This window comes from Dyella koreensis, assembly GCF_044904565.1.
GTDB lineage: Bacteria > Pseudomonadota > Gammaproteobacteria > Xanthomonadales > Rhodanobacteraceae > Dyella_D > Dyella_D koreensis.
In genome coordinates this window covers 88,042-105,237 of the sequence record NZ_JADIKD010000006.1, presented here as the reverse complement: position 1 = coordinate 105,237, position 17,196 = coordinate 88,042, and the positions used below count along the sequence as shown (strand labels likewise).

Genomic DNA, 17,196 nt, shown 5'->3' with positions numbered 1-17,196 from the left:
TCAGCGCAACAGCACGAATCGCACAGCACACGCATGTTCAAACGATAGCAAAGCTATCGATAGGCCGCGCCGCAGCATGTGCCTTTAGAAGCCGCGGGGCACCTGAAACGCCCCGCGGCAGCACCCGATTACGGATCGAACTTCTTCTCCACGCCCAGCTGGATCGACTGGTTGTCCTTGGTGCCGTTGTCCAGCAGGTTCTGATACTCCACACGCAGCGACAACCCATGCAGCGTCTGCAGCATCACCCCCGCGCCGACCAGCGTGTGGTTGCGGTTCTGGCTCGGCAGTATCGCCTCGTACAGCGGCCCGCCCAGCAGATCGGCATAGCGCATCGCCGCCACACTCGCGCCCTGGAAGTCATGGCGGAATTCCACCCGGAGCTGCGGCATCCACACACCGTAGTCGCGCTTGGCCGTCCATTGCGCGCGCACGCCAAGCACGCCGGTGCTGGTTTTTACCGTCTGCCGTTCGTAGCGCAACGCGTAGACGTCATCGCCATGCTCGGTATAGGCATCCAGACTGGCGCGGGCGAAATCGAAGCGGCCGTAGGGCGACATCAGCATGCCGTCTTCCGTGCGATGTTCGTAACCCACCGACAGTGAGGCGAACAGCTGCTTGCCATCGCGGCTGCCATTCACCGTATTGCCATTGTCGGTGACGTAGCGGCGCGCATCGAACGACAGCTTCTGGTAGCCAACCAGCGCATCGACATACACCAGCGGTACCGGACGGTAGCTGCCGTATACGGCCGCACTGTAGCTATCGACGGTGCTGCGGCTGTTGTGGCGTCCGATGTCCGAAGTGTCGTGGCCATAACCCACACCTGCACCGAGCGCGAACTTGTCACCGAAGGCGCGATCCGCACCCATGCTGATGCCCGAGGTGGTGAAGTCGATGCCGTTATCGCTGGCCCCCGGCTGCGTCTTGCCGAAGTTCACTGCGCCGCCAGTCCACACCGACCACTCGCCCGGCTGTCCTGTCGACTGAGCACGCTGGCCCTGGCCCGGTGACGGCTCATCCGGCTGGACCAGGAAACGCTTGCTCCAGTCGTCGTCGCGTCCATGCAAGCCTGCCAGTGGATCGCGGTTCTGTCGCGCGCTGGCCGAATTGAAGCTGATGCCATTGCTGAAACCGCCACCGCCCGCACCCGTGTGCAGCATCTCCAGGCGACGCTGGAAGTTGTTGATCTGGCCTATCGCCAGGCGTCGCGCCGAATCGGCCTGCGCCTGCAGGATGCCCAGCACCTCAGCATCCTTCGACGGATCACTGCGGCCGGTCACGGTGATCGTCACCGTCGCCGTGGCCGAGGTGGCGTAGGCGTTGCTCAGCGTGTAGCTGACCTGCGCTTGGCCGTTGTACGTAGTGCTCGCGGTGAAGTTGAGCGAGTAGCCCGATCCCAAGCTGTGGATGACGGCGTTGCCCGCAGTGGACGGCGAGACCGCGACCAGCGTGGCGGCAGTGAATGGACCGCCACGTGCCGCGCTGGTGAGGTCCACCTGCACCGTGCGCCCGGCCACCACGTTGGCGCTCAATACCGCTGGCAAGGGCACCGGGTTCACCGTGATGGTGACGTGCGCCGGCTGTGAACTGCCGAACGGATTGGACAGGGTGTAGTCGAGGCCCATCGTGCCAGAGGCATCGAGCGGTGCGGTGTAGACGATGTCTGTGCCGCTCACTGTTGCCGTACCCGAGGCAGGCGCTGTAGTGATCGCTACTGCGGTGAACGGTGCGCCGGTGGCACCCGCCGTCGCGTGGACCGTTACCGACTTGCCCGCCAACACCGTGACGGCCTGTGCGGCCGCCACCGGCACCGCCAGCGGCGTCACCGTCACGCTCACTGTCGCCGGCGCTGAAGTGCCGCCCGGACCAGTGGCCGTATAGGTGAAGCTGTCGCTGCCGAAGAAGTTCGTCGTCGGCGTGTACACCACGTTGAGGCCGTTGACCGTCGCACCGCCATGCGCAGGCGCTTGCGCTACCGCGATGGTGGTAATCGGACCAGTGTCGTTGGTGGTCACCGCAATGGTGACGGGTGCATTGGCCGGAGTCGTGGCAGTGTCGTTCACCACGATCGGCGCGGGTTGGTTGATGCCAAGCGTGTACGCCTGGGTGCCGCTAAAGCTCAGGCCGTCCGTCGCCTTGACGGTGAAACTGTAGTTGCCCGCCGCGCTCGGTGTGCCGGACAGGCCGCCTGCGCTGCTCAACGCAACGCCCGGCGGCAGTGCGCCGGATACCAGACTGTAGGTGTAGCCGCCGCTGCCACCACTCGCGCTCAGCGCCTGGCTGTAGGCGACAGCGACCTGGCCGCCCGGTAGCGCGGCCGGCGAGATGGTGATAGTCGGCGCATTCACGGCGAAGGTGTAGGCCTGGCTGCCAGTGAAGCCGAAGCCGTCGGTCACCGTGACGGTGAAGTTGAACGTGCCGGCCGTCGTCGGCGTACCGCCGACATGACCCGCGCTGCTGAGCGCGATGCCTGGCGGCAATGCACCCGCCGAGAGGCTATAGGTGTAACCGCCATTGCCGCCGGTCGCACTGAGCGTCTGGCTGTAGGCAACGCCACCGACTCCCGCTGGCAGCGCGGCCGGCGTGATAGCGATCGACGGCGCCTGCACCGTATACGTGTAGGCCTGGCTGCCGTTAAAACCGAAACCATCGGTCGCGGTCACGGTGAAGTTGTAAGTGCCAGCCGTCGTCGGAGTGCCACTGAAACTGCCCGCGCTGCTCAACGACATGCCCGGCGGCAACGCGCCGGCCGCGAGGCTATAGGTGTAGCCACCGCTACCGCCACTCGCGCTGAGCACCTGGCTATAGGCGACGCCACCCGTACCCGCCGGCAGCGTGGCCGGTGTGACCGTGATGGTCGGCGCGGCCACGGTGAGCGTGTAGGCCTGGCTGGCCGAGAACGGCGCGCCGATGCCGGTGCTGCTGTCGGTGGCCTTCAGCGTGAAGTTGAAGGTCCCCGCCGCCGTCGGCGTACCGGACAGCACGCCCGCGGACGACAGCGACAGGCCCGGAGGCAACGCACCAGCGGTCAGCGAGTAGCTATAGGGCGACGTGCCGCCGCTCGCAGTGAAGGTATGGGTATAGGCCGCCTCCGCCGTCGCGTTGCTCAAGGTGCCAGGGCTGAGCACCACCGTGCCGGCGCCCACCGTGACGCTGTACGCGCGGCTACCGGTGAAGCTTCCGCTATCGGTCGCCGTGACGGTGAAGTTGAAGGCTCCCGCCGCCGTAGGCGTGCCACTAAGGACGCCGGAAGATCCGCTCAGCGACAGGCCCGCCGGCAGCGCGCCGGCGGTTACCGCATAGGTGAACGTGGTCGGCATGCCTTCGGATGCGGTGATGGTCTGGCTATAGGCGGTGCCGATGGTGGGTGCCGGCAGCGTGGCGGGCGCCACCGTAATGGTGGGCGCGGCCACAGTCAGTGTGTAGCTGCCCATGACGGAGAATGGCGCGCCTGTACCGGTCGTGCTATCCGTCGCAGTGACACTGAAGTTGACCGTGCCAGCCGTCGTCGGCGTGCCGCTAAGCGTGCCATTGCTATTGAAACTCACGCCTGTGGGCAGCGTGCCGGTGTTGACCGTCAGTGAGTAACTGTACGGCGCTGTGCCGTTGCCGGCCGCGAACGTGAGGTTCACCGCGTTGCCTACGGAGCCGTTGAAGGTCGTACCCGACGAAGGCGTGATGGTCAACGTCGGCGCGCCCACCGTGATGGCGTAGGCGCGGCTACCCGTATAGGGACCGGTACCGCCGCTACTATCGATCGCGGTGACGGTGAAGTTGTATGTACCGGCACTGGTGGGCGTGCCAGAAAACACACCGGCGCCGCTCATGCTCAAACCGGCCGGCAGCGCGCCAGCAGTGATGGCGTAGGTGTAGGGGCCGGTACCGCCGGAGGCGGCCACGCTCTGTGAGTACGACACCCCCACGCTCGGGTTCGTCAACGAAGCCGGCGCAAGCGAGATGGTCGGCGCGTTGACCGTCAGCGTCAGCGTGCCGCTGGTAGCGTTGAACGGTCCGGTGCCGGTGCTGCTATCGGTTGCCTTCACCGTGAAATTGAAAGTGCCACCCGCGGTCGGCGTGCCCGACAACGTGCCATTGCTCGCCAGCGTGATGCCCGCGGGCAGGCTGCCGGATGCGATGGCGTAGGTATAGGGTGCCGTGCCGCCACTGGCACTCCCCACGGACTGGCTGTAGGCGATGCCCACCGCGGCCGCCGATGGATTGGCCGGTGCGTAAGCGATGGTCGGCGCGTTGATGGTCAACGTCAGCGTGCCGCTGGTCGCGCTGAACGGCCCGGTGCCGGTGCTGCTGTCGGTGGCCCGCACCGTGAAGTTGAATGTGCCATTCGCCGTAGGCGTGCCGGACAGCGTGCCGTTGCTCGCCAGCGTGATGCCTGCGGGCAGGCTGCCGGAAGCGACAGCGTAGGTGTACGGCGTCGCGCCGCCACTGGCACCGGCGACCGACTGGCTATAGGCCACGCCGACAGTGCCCGCAGCTGGGCCGGCTGGCGTGTAGGTGATAGTTGGCGACGAGACGGTGATGGTCGCCGTCGCAGGAGTCGACGTGCCGCCGCTGTTGGTGGCCGTATACGTGAAGCTGTCCGGACCGGCATAGCCCGCTGTGGGCGTGTACGTGATCGAGGTACCGCTGGCGGTGGCCGTGCCGTGCGCGGCCTGGGTGCCGACGGCAACGGAGGCCGGTGCGCCACCCGTGATGTTGAGAGTGATCGGGTTGTTGGTGCTGTCGTAGGCGACCGTGGCGCTTACCGGGTTGGCGACCGGAGGTGGCAGGTTCACCACGGTGATGGACAAGTTGTTGGCCGAGAAGAAATGGCTTGGCAGGCTGCTGTCCGTGGCGCGTACGGTGAAGTTCGTTGTGCCCGTCGCGGTGGCCGTGCCGCTGATCGTTCCGTTGCTCGCCAACACCAGACCGTTCGGAAGTGTGGTGCCGCCGTCCAGCGTATAGGTGTATGGCGCGTTGCCGCCGGATGCGGTCAGCGTGAAGCTGTAGGGCGAGCCGATGACCGCGTTCGTGGGCGTGTTGGTGATGTTGATGTTCGGCGCCCCGATCGTGATCGAGTAGCTCGCCGTACCGGTGACGGGAGTGCTGGCGCTGTCGGTCGCCGTAATCGAGAACGGGAACGTGCCCTGCGTAGTAGGCGTGCCGGAGATGGTGCTGCCCGTGAGCGTCAGGCCGGGAGGCAAGGAGCCGCTGCTGACGGCATAGCTGTAGCCCCCGGTGCCACCGGATGCGCTCAGGGTGACTCCAGGGTAGGCGATAGCCACAGTGCCCGAAGGCATGGTCGACGGCGAAATGGTGATCGGCGAGGTCGCCGGGGCGATGTACACCGTCACGGTGACGAAATTGGTGCCCGAGCCATCGTCGTACTTGAACGTATCTGTCGTAGCGCCGTCACCGCTGTTGCTGTAACTGATATCCGCGCTCGCGTGGTTAGTCACGGTCGCCGTGCCATGCTGGGCCGTCGTCGTGATATTGCCGATGCCGAAACCGGAACTGCACGCCGTGACATTCATGCTGATCGTGCCGCCGGCAGTCATGGGCGATCCGGCAGAGGCATTGGGTGGCGTATAGGCCGTACAGACTGCGCGCGACAGGCCTGGCATCGCCAGCATGCTGCACAGCAACAGGAACGCTATCCAACGGCCGAATACGCTACGGCCGAGCCCATGGCGCATCGCGTCGCGATGCTTCGACTCCGTGTGCCACATGATTGTCCCCTGTGTCCGCTTCCAACGGACGGCGCCTGGCGGCGCATGTGTGTGAAAGCTGCCGTAACTCGTAACAAGCAGTCGCGGTGCCGGCCCCCTCCGCCAGCGCGCAACTTTTTGCGCCAGCAGTCCTCCACCTTTCCTTCACGCGATCGCTTTCCGCGAAGCGACCAACGCGACATTGATCCGCCGTATGGATAGCTTGTCAAGATGCCGGAAGGTGAGCCAGAGTTAGGCGATCCGGCAAGGGGCTCTTTTCGCCGGCACAACCAGGGGGAAAACTTATGTCGCAACCCTTTCTCGGGCAGGTGATGCCCGTGGCGTTCAATTTCGCGCCAAAAGGCTTCGCTTTCTGCAACGGCCAGTTGCTGCCCATCAGTCAGAATCAGGCGCTGTTCGCGCTGCTGGGCACGTATTACGGCGGCAACGGCACGACGAATTTCCAGTTGCCCAACCTGCAGAGTCGTACGCCGGTGGGCTCCACCAACGGCGCGGACATCGGCCAGATCGGTGGTGTCGAGAATGTCACGTTGCAGACCTCGCAGATTCCCGGGCATAACCACACTTTCAGCGCGACCACGGATGCGGGCACCACGCGTATTCCTGCTGGCAACGTCCTGCTGGGCACGGCCGGCGCACAGAAGGTTTACGGCAGCTCAGGCGGCGCACAGATTCCGCTCAACGTGCTCGACAACGCGGGCCAGACTCTGCCGCACCCGAACCTGCAGCCATACACGGTGCTGAATTTCTGCATCGCGCTCAATGGCGTCTTTCCCTCGCGCGGCTGACCGGAGCTCCTGCCATGACGCAACCTTATGTTGGCGAAATCCGTCTGTTTCCCTACAGCTTCGCGCCTAACGGCTGGTTCGACTGCGACGGTCGCCTGCTTTCCATCGCCGATTACCAGGTGCTGTACACCCTGCTCGGCACTACCTACGGCGGCGACGGAGTGAACACGTTTGGCCTGCCCAATCTGTGCGGCCGCGTGCCGATCCATCAGGGCACGGGCCTGGGTCTGGGCACCTACGTGCTGGGGCAGATGTCCGGTACAGAGCAGGTCACGCTCATCAGCAACCAGTTACCGGCCCACACCCATACCTTCTACGCCGCGGATTCGGCAGCAAGCTCGCCCAGTCCGGCCGCCAATCTCCAGCTGGGTTCGGTCAGCGGGGACACGCTGTACACGAACAGCACCACCGGGATCGCCAGCGGCAACCTGGCACCGTCGGCCGTCAGTTCCACGGGAGGCAACCAGCCTCACGACAACACCATGCCCTCGCTGGTCGCACGCTTCTGCATCGCGTGGGCCGGCGTCTTCCCCTCTCAGGGTTGACGGTCATCGACCGATTACAAGGACTAACATCATGAGCGATCCCTTCATCGGCGAGATCCAGATCTACGGCTTCAACTTCGCGCCCTACAACTGGGCCATGTGCCAGGGACAGTTGATGCCGATCCAGCAGAACACCGCGCTGTTTTCTCTCCTGGGCACCACGTTTGGCGGCAACGGCACATCCAATTATCAACTGCCGAACTACATCGGCAATGCAGCCTGCGGCCAGGGCGCGGGGCCTGGACTGACGCCACGCGTGATGGGCGAAACCTTCGGCTCCGACAGCGTCACCCTGCTGCTCAACCAGATGCCGGCGCATACCCACGGCGCCCGTATCTACAACCAGCCGACCTCGGCTAATCGCAGCGGCATCCCGGCTAGCGGCGACGCCGTCATTACACCGGAGTCGGTGACGATACTTGCCGTCACTACCACGACCAACACGACCTTTCCGGTCCAGACCATCGGCATCACAGGCAACTCCCAGCCGCACGAGAACCAGCAGCCGTATCTCACGCTGAACTTCTGCATTTCGTTGGCGGGTACCTTCCCCCAGCGTCCGTGAGCACCGTTGAAGCATTGACCTTTCCCCTTCTGCGGGCAGCGTGGCTGCCCGCAGAAGGGAAAGACCTTCCGCCAGGCTTGAGCTGGCGCGATGCGCGAAACGAAGACCTGCCGTTCTTCCGCCGGCTCTACGCCGACGTCCGCGCCACCGAACTCGCCGCGATACCTTGGCCAGACGCCGTGCGCGAGACCTTCCTGGACAGCCAGTTCACACTGCAGCACAGGCACTACACCACGCACTACCAGCCGGCGGACTATCTGGTGATCGAGGATGCAGGAAGGCCCATCGGCCGCCTTTACCTGTATCGAGACGAGCACGAAGCCAACGTCATCGACATCGCGCTGCTCGGCGCGGCACGTGGGCGCGGTATGGGTTCGGCGCTGCTGCGGCTGGTGCAGCGGACCGCGCTACGCGACGGTCTGCAAAGCGTCATGCTGCACGTCGAACAGCGCAATGCCGGCGCGCGCAAGCTCTATGAGCGCATGGGATTCGCCGTCGAGGAAGACATCGGCAGCCATCTGCGCATGCGCTGGCTCATCACCGCGGCCGAACTCAGTTGAACAGCGCCTGGTAGATGAACCCGCTGCTGTCCCGTGCGATCGGAACCAGAAAAATGCCGAATTCGCCCATCGACGCGTGCTTCATCTGATAGATCTTCTGCGGGAATACGATGGCCGCCTCGTGGCGGAACAGTAGTGAGAACGGCGCGCGCACCATGCCCTGGAACTCGCGTACCGGCAGCGGCCGCGCCTCCACCAGCGCGAACGGCGCATTGCCATCGTGATCCAGCGCTACGGTGAACGTCTCGCCGACGTGACCCGCAAAATGTTCGAGTGCCAAAAATTGCATCGCGTCGCCCCCACGGCATCGATGTTGAGGCGGCGAGTGTCGCATAGATGAAGCGCCGGATCGCATGCCGTCGAGACGCTACTGCATATGCACCAGCCCGCTGCCGATGCCCTGGCACAACCGCAGCGATAGCGCTCGGCCACGCGCGACAAGCTGGTCCATGGCAGTGCCATAGGTGACAGGCTCGGCATCCGAAGAAGCGGGCTCCTCGACCCGCTCGACAAGCTGCCGGGCGAGTTGAGGGTCGGCCACGTAACCATGCAGGAACAGCAACGATGTCCAGAGCGAGGGCATGAGAGTCTCCGAAGGGGTTTCGTCAGTCGTGGGTCGCGCCGCTCAACGCGGTGGCGCGCATCGATGGCCGTTCCGCGAAACGGTCGTACCAGGCGGCAAGGCGCGGGCGGCCAGCGCGAAAATCATGTACATCGCGAAAAGCGATCCAGCTCAATGCCGTCGCCAGCGCGATTGCGCCCAGATCGATCGGTGCCTCCGCATCGATCTCCCGCTCGGCGAAATCGCAAGCAGCGATCACCTTCTGTAGATGCCCATCGCACAGTGCTGGCCAGCGCAAGGATTCGGGGCGGCGTTCGGCCTCCCAGCGGACGTCGATGCCCGCATCCGCGACGCCTTGCGCCAACGCTTGCATGCGCAAGATGCGATAGCGCGCATCGCCTTCGGCGGGAATCAGCTTGCGACCGTGATGCAGGCCGTCCAGGTACTCGCAGATCACATTCGAATCGAACAGCGTGAATCCGTCGTCGCGGATCAGCACCGGCACCTTGCCGAGCGGATTGCGCGCGAAGACTTCCTCGTTACGGCGCGTGGGGCTGGTTTCGTGGTGGATCACTTCCAGCTTGTCCTGCAGGCCCATTTCATGGGCGGCGACGAGCACCTTGCGGGCGTAAGGGGAGTGGGTCTGGTAAAGGAGTTTCATGGGCAGTGTTTGGCGGAGAGAAGAGAGAGATCAGGCGAGCGCCAGCAGGCGTCGGCGCACCTGGTCGGAGAGGTTGCCGCCGCATAACACGGTGGCGATGCGGCGGCCGGCGAAGCGCCACGGATCGGCGAGTACGGCGGCGATGCCCACCGCACCGGCGGGTTCTACCGTCAGATGCAGGTGCTGGTGGATCAACCGCATGGCTTCGAAGATCTGCGCCTCCGACACCGCCGCTACGCTGTCGCAACAGCGGCGCAGGTAATCCAGGCGCGAAGCGATGGGCACGCGCACGGCGATGCCGTCGGCGATGGTGTCGGCACGGGTGGTTTCGATGGGGGTGCCGGCTTCCAGGGAGCGTTTCATCGCCGGCGCGTTCTGCGCGACGACGGCGATGATTTCGGTGGCGGGCGCGAGCTGGCGCAGGGCGGCGCCAATGCCTTCCAACAGTGCGCCGTTGCCCAGCGGCACCAGCACCGCATCGAACGCCGCCACGCGGTGCAGTTCCAGCGCGATGGTTCCCGCGCCTTCGGCAATCGCCGGCTCGGCACCATCCTCGACAAAACGCAGTCCACTGGCGTCGGCGTAGGTGCGCGCAGCCTGTTTGGCGGCATCGAAGTCCGCGCCTTCCAGATGCACCTCCGCGCCCAGCCGGCGCATCGCTGTGATCTTCACCGGGTTCGCCGTCTTAGCGGCGAACACGATGCACGCATGCCCACGGCGCGTCGCCGCGTAGGCGAGTCCCTGGCCGAAGTTGCCGGCGGATGCGCAGACCACTGCCTCACCGGGTCGTAGTGCTGTCGCCGCAAACAGTTCCGCCCCGCGTCCCTTGAATGAGCCAATCGGATTGGCGGTTTCGTTCTTCGCCAGCAACTGGCAACCCAACGCCGCATCCAGCCCGATGTCGCTGACCAGCGGCGAGTCGAGGAACACTGGATCGATATGCGAAGCGGCTGCCAGCATGCTGGCGGTATCGGCGATAGGAGACATGCGAGGCACCGTTGCGGAAGCGATGGTCAACCATGCTAGGGTTCCGCCGCGCGGCGCAGCCGCGTATCACCCCCGCGATGCGGGTTCTTTCCCCGCTTCTTGGAAGCAGCACGCGGCCATGCCCAGCGAACTCGACAAATTCGACCGCCGCATCCTCGCCATTCTGCAGACCGATGCGCGCCGTTCCGCCGAACTGATCGGCACCGACATCGGCCTCTCCGCCTCCGCCGTCCAGCGCCGCATCGCCCGCCTGCGCGACGAAGCCGTCATCACTGCCGAAGTCGCCATCGTCGACCCCAAACGCACCGGCCGTCCGCTCACCCTTATCGTCGACATCGAAGTCGAACGCGAACGCCCCGAACTCCTGGCGAGCCTCAAGCAATGGATCGCCACCGAACCCGCCATCCAGGAAGCCTGGTACGTCACCGGCGAAGGCGACTACGTACTCATCGTCACCGCCAAAGACGTCGAAGACTACGACACGCTGATGCAACGACTGGTGGCGGAAAACGCCAACGTCAGACGGTTTCAGACGCGAGTGGCGCTGGGGACGTTGAAGCGGGGGTTGTTGGTGCCGATGGATTTGCAAGAGTGAAGAGCTAGCGCGATGAGCGCTCCGTAGTCACGCCATCTCGAGTACCCACTCATCATCCCTCACATTCCCCGATCGCCCAGCGCGCGGGGATCGCGCACAGGGTGCGCTCCTACAGGCGATGCGAAGCGAGCCCGTAACGGGCCCCCTGTGGAGCGGTGAGGGTTGGACGATCAGGCCCCGAAGGGGGCGCAGGCAGGACGCCTGCGCCTTTTCGACACGACAGGGACGTCGTGTCGAAAAGCCCGGCCAACCCTCGCGGACCCGCCCCACGGGACTAGCTTCGCGTCGCAGGCGAAGCCGGAGGGCGCGCAAGAGGGGTGCCCTCTCTTTTGGTTACTTTTCTCTGGGCAAGCAGAGAAAAGTAACTCGGCCTCCGGCAGGAGGACGAAACCCCGCCGCAGGCGGACCAGTGCGAGACATCGCGACAACCGAGCGACAACACTCTGGATGACCAGCTTCGCTGTTGTGAAGCGCTTCCGGCCTACGCCGGAATGACGAGTAGGAGGGGATATCGCAAGGCTCGAACCCTCGCTCCCCCTCTAGCGGGAGAAAGGCGCTATCAGCCGCCGACGCTCACACCACGCGCCGCCCGCGCCGCCAACGCACTAGGCACCCCCACCACCAACACATGCACCACCACACTACAAACCACCCAAGCCACCGCATGCGGCTGCTTCCCCGCCGCCGACAACGGCAACACCACTCCATTCATCACCGCATAAACCACCAACCCATACAGCGGCCCATACACCCACGGCCGGCGCGCCAACACCGGCATCCAGCGACTGGCAAGGTAATAGACCAGCACCATCACCATCGCCATCCCGTAATGCAGCGCCGCGCCAAGCCATGCCGTCGCCTCACCGCCCTGGAACGCCGCCTTGCCCAGCAGGCCAGCGGCAATGCCCTGAAGGATGCGTGTGGCCGGCACACCCGCCGCCACATGCCAATACGTACTCGCAAAGATCGCGTCCACCGTCGCCACCAATAAACCCGTGCCAACCAGAATCGCGACCGGCCGTGGTGTGGGGCCGGCTTTCATCGACAACGCAGTGCTCATCAAATCGTCTCCGATCGAAAAAGAATTCCCCCGCGGACTTTCTAGTGGGGGATGAGGGCCGGGGGAGAGGGCCCGTCCGCGGGGGATAAGCGGCTTACGGCGACGGGGTCCGCATACACCCGGATGTATGCGGTGCCGCTTGTGCGTCCCGGTCGTCGAGTGCAGGCTAGGCACCCGAATGGCTTTCATCCATATCCAATTTTCCGGCTTCCGATAGAGCCAATGCCGGGGGAGGGCGTAACGGTGTTTCTGGAACTCGATGGCCAAGGTCCCCGCTATGCCCAACTTACGCGGGCACTCAAGGCCGCCATCCTCGACGGACGCCTCGGCGCCGGCACGCGCCTTCCGCCCACGCGCGCCCTGGCGCGCGATCTGGAGATGTCGCGCATTACCACGCTGGCGGCTTACGAACAGTTGCGTGCGGAAGGTTTTATCGAGGGACACGTAGGCTCGGGCAGCTATGTGGCGGCGATCGAGACCAAGCCCGCGCCACCGCCTTCCGCGCGGACCATCGCCGCGCCTTCGCGCTACATGCGGCGCGCCCGCATCGTGCAGGACCGCACCATCGGTCTGCGACACCACGGCCTGCGCTACAACCTGCAATACGGCAATCCGCAGACCCATCCCGCATTGAGTGATCTGTGGGCGCGAGAGCTCGCCCGCGCGGCGACCTATCCACAACCGGGCGGCTCACGGGCGCAGGGCCTGCTGTCCTTGCGCGAGCAGATTTGCGATTACCTGGCGCGCCGTCGCGGCGTGCAGGCGCGGCCGGAGGATGTACTGATCATCAGCGGCACGCAGCAGGCGTTTACGCTGACCGCGCGCGTACTGCTCGATGAAGGCGACGCCGTGGTGATGGAGGAGCCGACCTACTTCGGCGCGCGCCAGGCCTTTGCCGCGCACGGCGCCAAACTGGTGCCGATACGCACCGATGCGGAAGGCCTGGTGTGCTCCGCGTTGCCGCGCAAGGCGCCACGCCTGATCTATGTGACACCCTCGCACCAGTTCCCCAGCGGTTCGGTGCTGTCATTGCAGCGCCGCCTGGATTTGCTGCGCTATGCCTCCGACCATCGCTGCTGGGTGATGGAGGACGACTACGACAGCGAATTCCGCTACGACTCGCGCCCGCTTGCCGCGATGCGCTCGCTCGACCACAGCGACCGCGTGATCTACGTCGGCACGTTTTCCAAGGTGATGTTCGGCTCGCTGCGGCTGGCCTACATGGTGGTGCCCTCGGCGCTGCGCGACGACTTTGTCACCGCCAAGTACCTCAGTGATTTCTTCTGCCCGACGATCGAGCAGGCCGCGCTGGCGCACTTCATGGAGACCGGCGGCTTTGAGCGGCATCTGCGTCACGCCACCAAGGAGCTGAAGGCGCGACGCGATGCGTTGATCGAAGGGTTGCATCGCCATGCCGGTGATCGCGTGGAGATCGCAAATTCGCAGGCGGGCATGCATATGGTGGCGTGGCTACGTGGCTACGATCACGCACGTGCGGAGGCATTGATCGATTATGCGCATGAGCGTGGGCTTGGCCTGCATCCGATGTGGCCGCACTACTTCAAGCGGCCTGCGCGGCCGGGGTTGATTCTGGGGTATTGCGCGCTTTCTACCGTGGAGTTGGGGGAGGCGATGCAGGTGTTTGGGCGTTGCCTGGATGCGTTTGATTAGTTCCTCTCCCCTGGGAGAGGGCTAGGTGTGAGGCTTCAACAATTGCGACGCCGTTTCTACCTCGTCATTCCGGCGTAGGCCGGAGGCGCTTCACAACAGCGAAGCTGGTCATCCAGTAGTGAAGCGCTTCGATTGTCGCGTCTGCGTGCTTTGGCTCGCCTGCCGCGGGCTTCCGAACCGCTGCCGCGGTCCGGGTCACTTTCTCTTTGCTGGCCCAACCCCCCGAGGGGGCCTAGAGAGAAAGTAACCAAAGAGAAATGGCCTGAGAGCAGGCGGCGTGCTTCGTAGCTGCGCATCTTCCAGTGCCAGACGTCCGGATGGTTTTCTTTGGACATCGCGGAAGCGATGGATGTTATGCGCGCAGCTTGTAGCCCGTACGAAAAATCCACCCGACAACAAACGCACATACCAATAGGAAGGCCATGGTCATGCCTGCGCTGACCATGACGTTGACGTCGGATTGGCCGTAGAAGCTCCAGCGGAAGCCGCTGATGAGGTAGACGACGGGGTTGAACAGGGCGACTTTTTGCCAGAACGGCGGAAGCATGCCGATGGAGTAGAAGGCGCCACCGAGGAAGGTGAGTGGGGTGACGACCATCAGCGGGATCACTTGCAGTTTCTGGAAGTCGTCGGCCCATAGACCAATGATGAAACCGAACAGGCTGAAGGTGACGGCGGTCAGTAGCAGGAAGGCGAGCATCCAGCCGGGGTGCATGACGCTGTAGGGCACAAAGAAGCGGGCGGTGATCAGGATCAGCAGACCGAGCATCACGGATTTGGTGGCGGCGGCGCCGACGTAGCCGAGCACGGCTTCGAACGGGGAGACGGGTGCGGAGAGCAGTTCGTAGATGGTGCCGGACCATTTGGGCAGGTAGATGCCGAACGATGCATTGGAAATGCTTTCGTTGAGCAGCGACAGCATGATCAGGCCGGGAATGATGAAGGCGCCGTAGCTGGTGCCGCCGATGTCGCCCATGCGCGAGCCGATGGCGGTGCCAAATACTATGAAGTAGAGCGAGGTCGACAACACCGGCGACACGATGCTTTGTGTCAGCGTGCGGAAGGTACGGGCCATTTCAAAGCGGTAGATGGCACGGACGGCAGGGATGTTCATGGCGTGCTCCGCATCAGGTTGACGAAAATGTCTTCGAGTGAACTTTCCAGTGTGTGCAGATCCTTGAAGTCCACACCGCGCTCGCCCAGCTTGCGCAGCAAGGCGGCGATGCCGGTGTCTTCGCTCTGCGCGTCGAAGGTGTAGGTCAGGGTGGCGCCGTTGTCGGCCAGCTCCAGCGCGTAGCCGTCGAGGCCTTCTGGCAGCGCCTGTAGCGGCGATTGCAGGCTGATGGAGAGTTGCTTCTTGCCGAGCTTGCGCATCAGCACGTCTTTCTCTTCGACCAGGATCAGTTCGCCGCGCGTGATCACGCCGACGCGGTCGGCCATTTCCTCGGCTTCGTCGATGTAGTGCGTGGTGAGGATCACGGTGACGCCGGTATCACGCAAGCCACGCACCATCTGCCACATGTCGTGGCGCAGCTCCACGTCCACGCCGGCGGTGGGCTCGTCGAGGAACAGGATGCTCGGCTCATGCGCCAGCGCCTTGGCGATCAGCACGCGGCGCTTCATGCCGCCGGACAGGGTCATGATCTTGGCGTCTTTCTTTTCCCACAGCGACAGGGCGCGCAACACTTTCTCGATGTGCTGGTCGTTGCGTGGCCGCCCGAACAGGCCGCGGCTGAAACGCACCGCGGCCCAGACTGTCTCGAACGCATCCGTCGACAGTTCCTGTGGCACCAGGCCGATGCGCGAGCGCGTGGCGCGGTAGTCGCGCAGCACGTCGTGGCCATCCGCCATCACCGTACCGCTGCTCGGCTGCACGATGCCGCAGATGATGCTGATCAGCGTGGTCTTGCCGGCGCCGTTCGGCCCGAGCAGAGCGAATATCTCGCCGCGCCGGATATCCAGGTCCACCGCCTTCAGTGCCTGAAAACCGTTCTTGTAGGTCTTGCTGATGCCGCGGATGGAAACGGCGTGCGTTGCCGTGGTGACTTGATCGTTCATGGGGTTCCTGGATGCCAGTGCGGTCATCGGTTGAAGCCGTTGGAATCGGGGTGCCGGAACACCGCCATTCGCCGCGTAAGGTTCGTCTGCCTCATCGCGCTTTCCGGGCCGGTTTCGTCCGGGCTATAAATTTCCAAACGGCCGAACAGCGATACATCGAACTGCATCGCCTGCTTGGCGACGCCCTCGTGCATCAGGAACGTAGTGATCGCCTGCGCCATGCGCGACTCCTCCGTTAAGCAGCGTAGGCGCGGAAGCATACTTCGATTTTTCCGCGCACCTCCGGCAGGTTGGGAAGCGCGCGGATGAATTCAAGCCTCAGTGGCTCAACCGTGCGGCGGGAACCACACATTCAGGATTTTGCCGTCGCGCACCTCGTACACGGCGAGCGCCTCGGGCTGGCCCTTCTCTGGCGGCAGACCGATCACGCGTTCGTAATCGGCCACGGTCGGGCCCGTGACGGCGCGCTGCACAATTTCGACGTGAAACGCCTTCGGCACTTTGGCCAGAAACGCGTAGGCCTTCTTCAGCGCGTCGATGCCCTTGATCTCCGGGCGCTTGCCGCTGAGGTCGCTTATCGTCACGTTGTCCGCGTAACAGGCCGCGAACGCGTCGATATCGTGGGCGTTGTAGGCATCCACCTGGGCCTGCACTACCGCGGCCGGGTCGGCCGACTTGCCGCATGCCGCGGCCGACAAGGGCCATAGCAAGGACACGATGCTTAGCGAAGCCACCTGCATGAGTCTGGACATGGACGCTCTCCGTGGGATCGAAGCCGATAGCGTGGCCGTCCCGCCAGCGTCCCATCACTGCATGAGAGACCAGGCCTCGACAGGCATCGCGCAAACAGGCGCGACGGTGGCACGCGGCTCGAAACCCGTCATGTGCCGGAGGATGTGGTCCTGGATTCGCTTGAATAGACCGCAGCGCTCAAGAGCGGCCATGCGCCTTGAGCTGGCGGGCCAGCGCGAGGTGGCGTGCGCGCTCCTCCGCCTTCTTTTTATCCTGCGCCATCGACAGCAGCTGCCTTCGCGTCAGCGGCGGCGGGATAGGGATGGGTTTCTGCAAGCCCATCCGCCGGATCGCCCCATGCACACGAGCAAGCAACGCCTGGGTGTAGATCTGCATACGTGACGTGGATACATCGTGCGCGTTCATGCTTGCCGCTCCTGTGAAGTAGACCTGCCAATCGCTCCATGAAGGGGCTGGTTGCTGTTACCACAGTGCACCCAGTGGCATTACCGCGCTGTTATGACAGGCAGTGGGGCTCGGGCGCCTCGTCGGCCAGCCGCGTTACATCCGCGTAACACCATTGCGCGCATATCTAATGGGCTTCGAGTCGTGCGCGGATGTCATACGAAATGAGCCAGTGCCGGACCGATCTATCTGGGTGGACCTGTCAACAATGCGGCGGG

The 17,196-nt window shown here is 64.3% G+C and carries 17 protein-coding genes; 6 read left to right on the top strand and 11 right to left on the bottom strand.

All coding sequences use genetic code 11. From position 1 onward, the window contains the following. Positions 1 to 128: 128 nt before the first annotated feature. Positions 129 to 5,729: a putative Ig domain-containing protein gene (locus ISS97_RS02415; RefSeq protein WP_379984758.1), complete on the bottom strand. Its 5,601-nt coding sequence runs from the start codon at positions 5,727 to 5,729 to the stop codon at positions 129 to 131. Between the two features lie 284 nt (positions 5,730 to 6,013). On the opposite strand from ISS97_RS02415, the gene ISS97_RS02410 reads away from it, so the two are divergent. The 4 genes from ISS97_RS02410 (at position 6,014) to ISS97_RS02395 (ending at position 8,187) form a co-directional block, all read left to right on the top strand. Continuing rightward, positions 6,014 to 6,517, top strand: coding sequence for a phage tail protein (locus ISS97_RS02410; RefSeq protein WP_379984757.1), 504 nt, complete (start codon positions 6,014 to 6,016; stop codon positions 6,515 to 6,517). A 14-nt stretch (positions 6,518 to 6,531) separates the two neighbouring features. After that, positions 6,532 to 7,062, top strand: coding sequence for a phage tail protein (locus tag ISS97_RS02405; RefSeq protein ID WP_379984756.1), 531 nt, complete (start codon positions 6,532 to 6,534; stop codon positions 7,060 to 7,062). A 31-nt stretch (positions 7,063 to 7,093) separates the two neighbouring features. Then, the gene (locus tag ISS97_RS02400) at positions 7,094 to 7,627 is read left to right on the top strand and encodes a phage tail protein (protein ID WP_379984755.1); all 534 of its coding nucleotides are present in this window, start codon (positions 7,094 to 7,096) and stop codon (positions 7,625 to 7,627) included. Between the two features lie 77 nt (positions 7,628 to 7,704). Continuing rightward, on the top strand, positions 7,705 to 8,187 hold the full coding sequence (locus tag ISS97_RS02395) for a GNAT family N-acetyltransferase (RefSeq protein WP_379984753.1): 483 nt from the start codon (positions 7,705 to 7,707) through the stop codon (positions 8,185 to 8,187). Here the strand turns inward: ISS97_RS02395 and ISS97_RS02390 are convergent. The 4 genes from ISS97_RS02390 to ISS97_RS02375 form a co-directional block, all read right to left on the bottom strand. After that, entirely contained in the window at positions 8,180 to 8,476 is a 297-nt protein-coding gene (locus ISS97_RS02390) for a DUF6916 family protein (RefSeq protein ID WP_379984752.1), read from the bottom strand. The genes ISS97_RS02395 and ISS97_RS02390 overlap by 8 nt on opposite strands. 78 nt (positions 8,477 to 8,554) lie before the next feature. After that, positions 8,555 to 8,770, bottom strand: coding sequence for a hypothetical protein (locus ISS97_RS02385; protein WP_379984751.1), 216 nt, complete (start codon positions 8,768 to 8,770; stop codon positions 8,555 to 8,557). Between the two features lie 22 nt (positions 8,771 to 8,792). Beyond that, a complete protein-coding gene (locus ISS97_RS02380) occupies positions 8,793 to 9,410 on the bottom strand; it encodes a glutathione S-transferase family protein (protein ID WP_379984750.1) in 618 nt (205 codons plus the stop codon). A gap of 30 nt (positions 9,411 to 9,440) precedes the next feature. Then, positions 9,441 to 10,397, bottom strand: coding sequence for a threonine ammonia-lyase (locus tag ISS97_RS02375; RefSeq protein WP_379984749.1), 957 nt, complete (start codon positions 10,395 to 10,397; stop codon positions 9,441 to 9,443). A 118-nt stretch (positions 10,398 to 10,515) separates the two neighbouring features. Here ISS97_RS02375 and ISS97_RS02370 point away from each other — a divergent pair, with 118 nt between their 5' ends. Beyond that, positions 10,516 to 10,992, top strand: coding sequence for an Lrp/AsnC family transcriptional regulator (locus ISS97_RS02370; protein ID WP_379984748.1), 477 nt, complete (start codon positions 10,516 to 10,518; stop codon positions 10,990 to 10,992). 559 nt (positions 10,993 to 11,551) lie between these two features. Here the strand turns inward: ISS97_RS02370 and ISS97_RS02365 are convergent. After that, the gene (locus ISS97_RS02365) at positions 11,552 to 12,052 is read right to left on the bottom strand and encodes a hypothetical protein (protein WP_379984747.1); all 501 of its coding nucleotides are present in this window, start codon (positions 12,050 to 12,052) and stop codon (positions 11,552 to 11,554) included. A gap of 243 nt (positions 12,053 to 12,295) precedes the next feature. Here ISS97_RS02365 and pdxR point away from each other — a divergent pair, with 243 nt between their 5' ends. After that, positions 12,296 to 13,723: a MocR-like pyridoxine biosynthesis transcription factor PdxR gene (gene pdxR / locus ISS97_RS02360; protein WP_379984746.1), complete on the top strand. Its 1,428-nt coding sequence runs from the start codon at positions 12,296 to 12,298 to the stop codon at positions 13,721 to 13,723. 352 nt (positions 13,724 to 14,075) lie between these two features. Here pdxR and ISS97_RS02355 read toward each other — a convergent pair whose 3' ends face one another. The 5 genes from ISS97_RS02355 to ISS97_RS02335 all read right to left on the bottom strand — a co-directional run bounded on the left by ISS97_RS02355 (position 14,076) and on the right by ISS97_RS02335 (position 16,939). After that, the gene (locus tag ISS97_RS02355; RefSeq protein ID WP_379984745.1) at positions 14,076 to 14,837 is read right to left on the bottom strand and encodes an ABC transporter permease; all 762 of its coding nucleotides are present in this window, start codon (positions 14,835 to 14,837) and stop codon (positions 14,076 to 14,078) included. Then, positions 14,834 to 15,781 carry an ABC transporter ATP-binding protein gene (locus ISS97_RS02350; RefSeq protein ID WP_379984744.1) on the bottom strand — a complete coding sequence of 316 codons (948 nt, stop codon included), beginning with the start codon at positions 15,779 to 15,781 and terminating at the stop codon, positions 14,834 to 14,836. The genes ISS97_RS02355 and ISS97_RS02350 overlap by 4 nt, the downstream gene beginning before the upstream one ends. Before the next feature lie 23 nt (positions 15,782 to 15,804). Then, positions 15,805 to 16,002 carry a VOC family protein gene (locus tag ISS97_RS02345; protein WP_379984743.1) on the bottom strand — a complete coding sequence of 66 codons (198 nt, stop codon included), beginning with the start codon at positions 16,000 to 16,002 and terminating at the stop codon, positions 15,805 to 15,807. Between the two features lie 105 nt (positions 16,003 to 16,107). Beyond that, a complete protein-coding gene (locus tag ISS97_RS02340; protein ID WP_379984742.1) occupies positions 16,108 to 16,533 on the bottom strand; it encodes a nuclear transport factor 2 family protein in 426 nt (141 codons plus the stop codon). Between the two features lie 178 nt (positions 16,534 to 16,711). Next, on the bottom strand, positions 16,712 to 16,939 hold the full coding sequence (locus ISS97_RS02335; protein WP_379984741.1) for a hypothetical protein: 228 nt from the start codon (positions 16,937 to 16,939) through the stop codon (positions 16,712 to 16,714). Between the last annotated feature and the right edge of the window lie 257 nt (positions 16,940 to 17,196).

What these genes read in the sequence shown, in the direction of transcription:
- ISS97_RS02405 (WP_379984756.1), top strand. Translation starts at nt 6,532, where the DNA reads ATGACGCAACCTTATGTTGGCGAAATCCGTCTGTTTCCCTACAGCTTC.
- ISS97_RS02370 (WP_379984748.1), top strand. Translation starts at nt 10,516, where the DNA reads ATGCCCAGCGAACTCGACAAATTCGACCGCCGCATCCTCGCCATTCTG.
- ISS97_RS02335 (WP_379984741.1), bottom strand. Translation starts at nt 16,939, where the DNA reads ATGAACGCGCACGATGTATCCACGTCACGTATGCAGATCTACACCCAG.
- ISS97_RS02345 (WP_379984743.1), bottom strand. Translation starts at nt 16,002, where the DNA reads ATGGCGCAGGCGATCACTACGTTCCTGATGCACGAGGGCGTCGCCAAG.
- ISS97_RS02355 (WP_379984745.1), bottom strand. Translation starts at nt 14,837, where the DNA reads ATGAACATCCCTGCCGTCCGTGCCATCTACCGCTTTGAAATGGCCCGT.
- ISS97_RS02380 (WP_379984750.1), bottom strand. Translation starts at nt 9,410, where the DNA reads ATGAAACTCCTTTACCAGACCCACTCCCCTTACGCCCGCAAGGTGCTC.
- ISS97_RS02340 (WP_379984742.1), bottom strand. Translation starts at nt 16,533, where the DNA reads ATGTCCAGACTCATGCAGGTGGCTTCGCTAAGCATCGTGTCCTTGCTA.
- ISS97_RS02390 (WP_379984752.1), bottom strand. Translation starts at nt 8,476, where the DNA reads ATGCAATTTTTGGCACTCGAACATTTTGCGGGTCACGTCGGCGAGACG.
- ISS97_RS02410 (WP_379984757.1), top strand. Translation starts at nt 6,014, where the DNA reads ATGTCGCAACCCTTTCTCGGGCAGGTGATGCCCGTGGCGTTCAATTTC.
- ISS97_RS02400 (WP_379984755.1), top strand. Translation starts at nt 7,094, where the DNA reads ATGAGCGATCCCTTCATCGGCGAGATCCAGATCTACGGCTTCAACTTC.
- ISS97_RS02385 (WP_379984751.1), bottom strand. Translation starts at nt 8,770, where the DNA reads ATGCCCTCGCTCTGGACATCGTTGCTGTTCCTGCATGGTTACGTGGCC.
- ISS97_RS02365 (WP_379984747.1), bottom strand. Translation starts at nt 12,052, where the DNA reads ATGAGCACTGCGTTGTCGATGAAAGCCGGCCCCACACCACGGCCGGTC.
- ISS97_RS02415 (WP_379984758.1), bottom strand. Translation starts at nt 5,729, where the DNA reads ATGTGGCACACGGAGTCGAAGCATCGCGACGCGATGCGCCATGGGCTC.
- ISS97_RS02375 (WP_379984749.1), bottom strand. Translation starts at nt 10,397, where the DNA reads ATGTCTCCTATCGCCGATACCGCCAGCATGCTGGCAGCCGCTTCGCAT.
- ISS97_RS02350 (WP_379984744.1), bottom strand. Translation starts at nt 15,781, where the DNA reads ATGAACGATCAAGTCACCACGGCAACGCACGCCGTTTCCATCCGCGGC.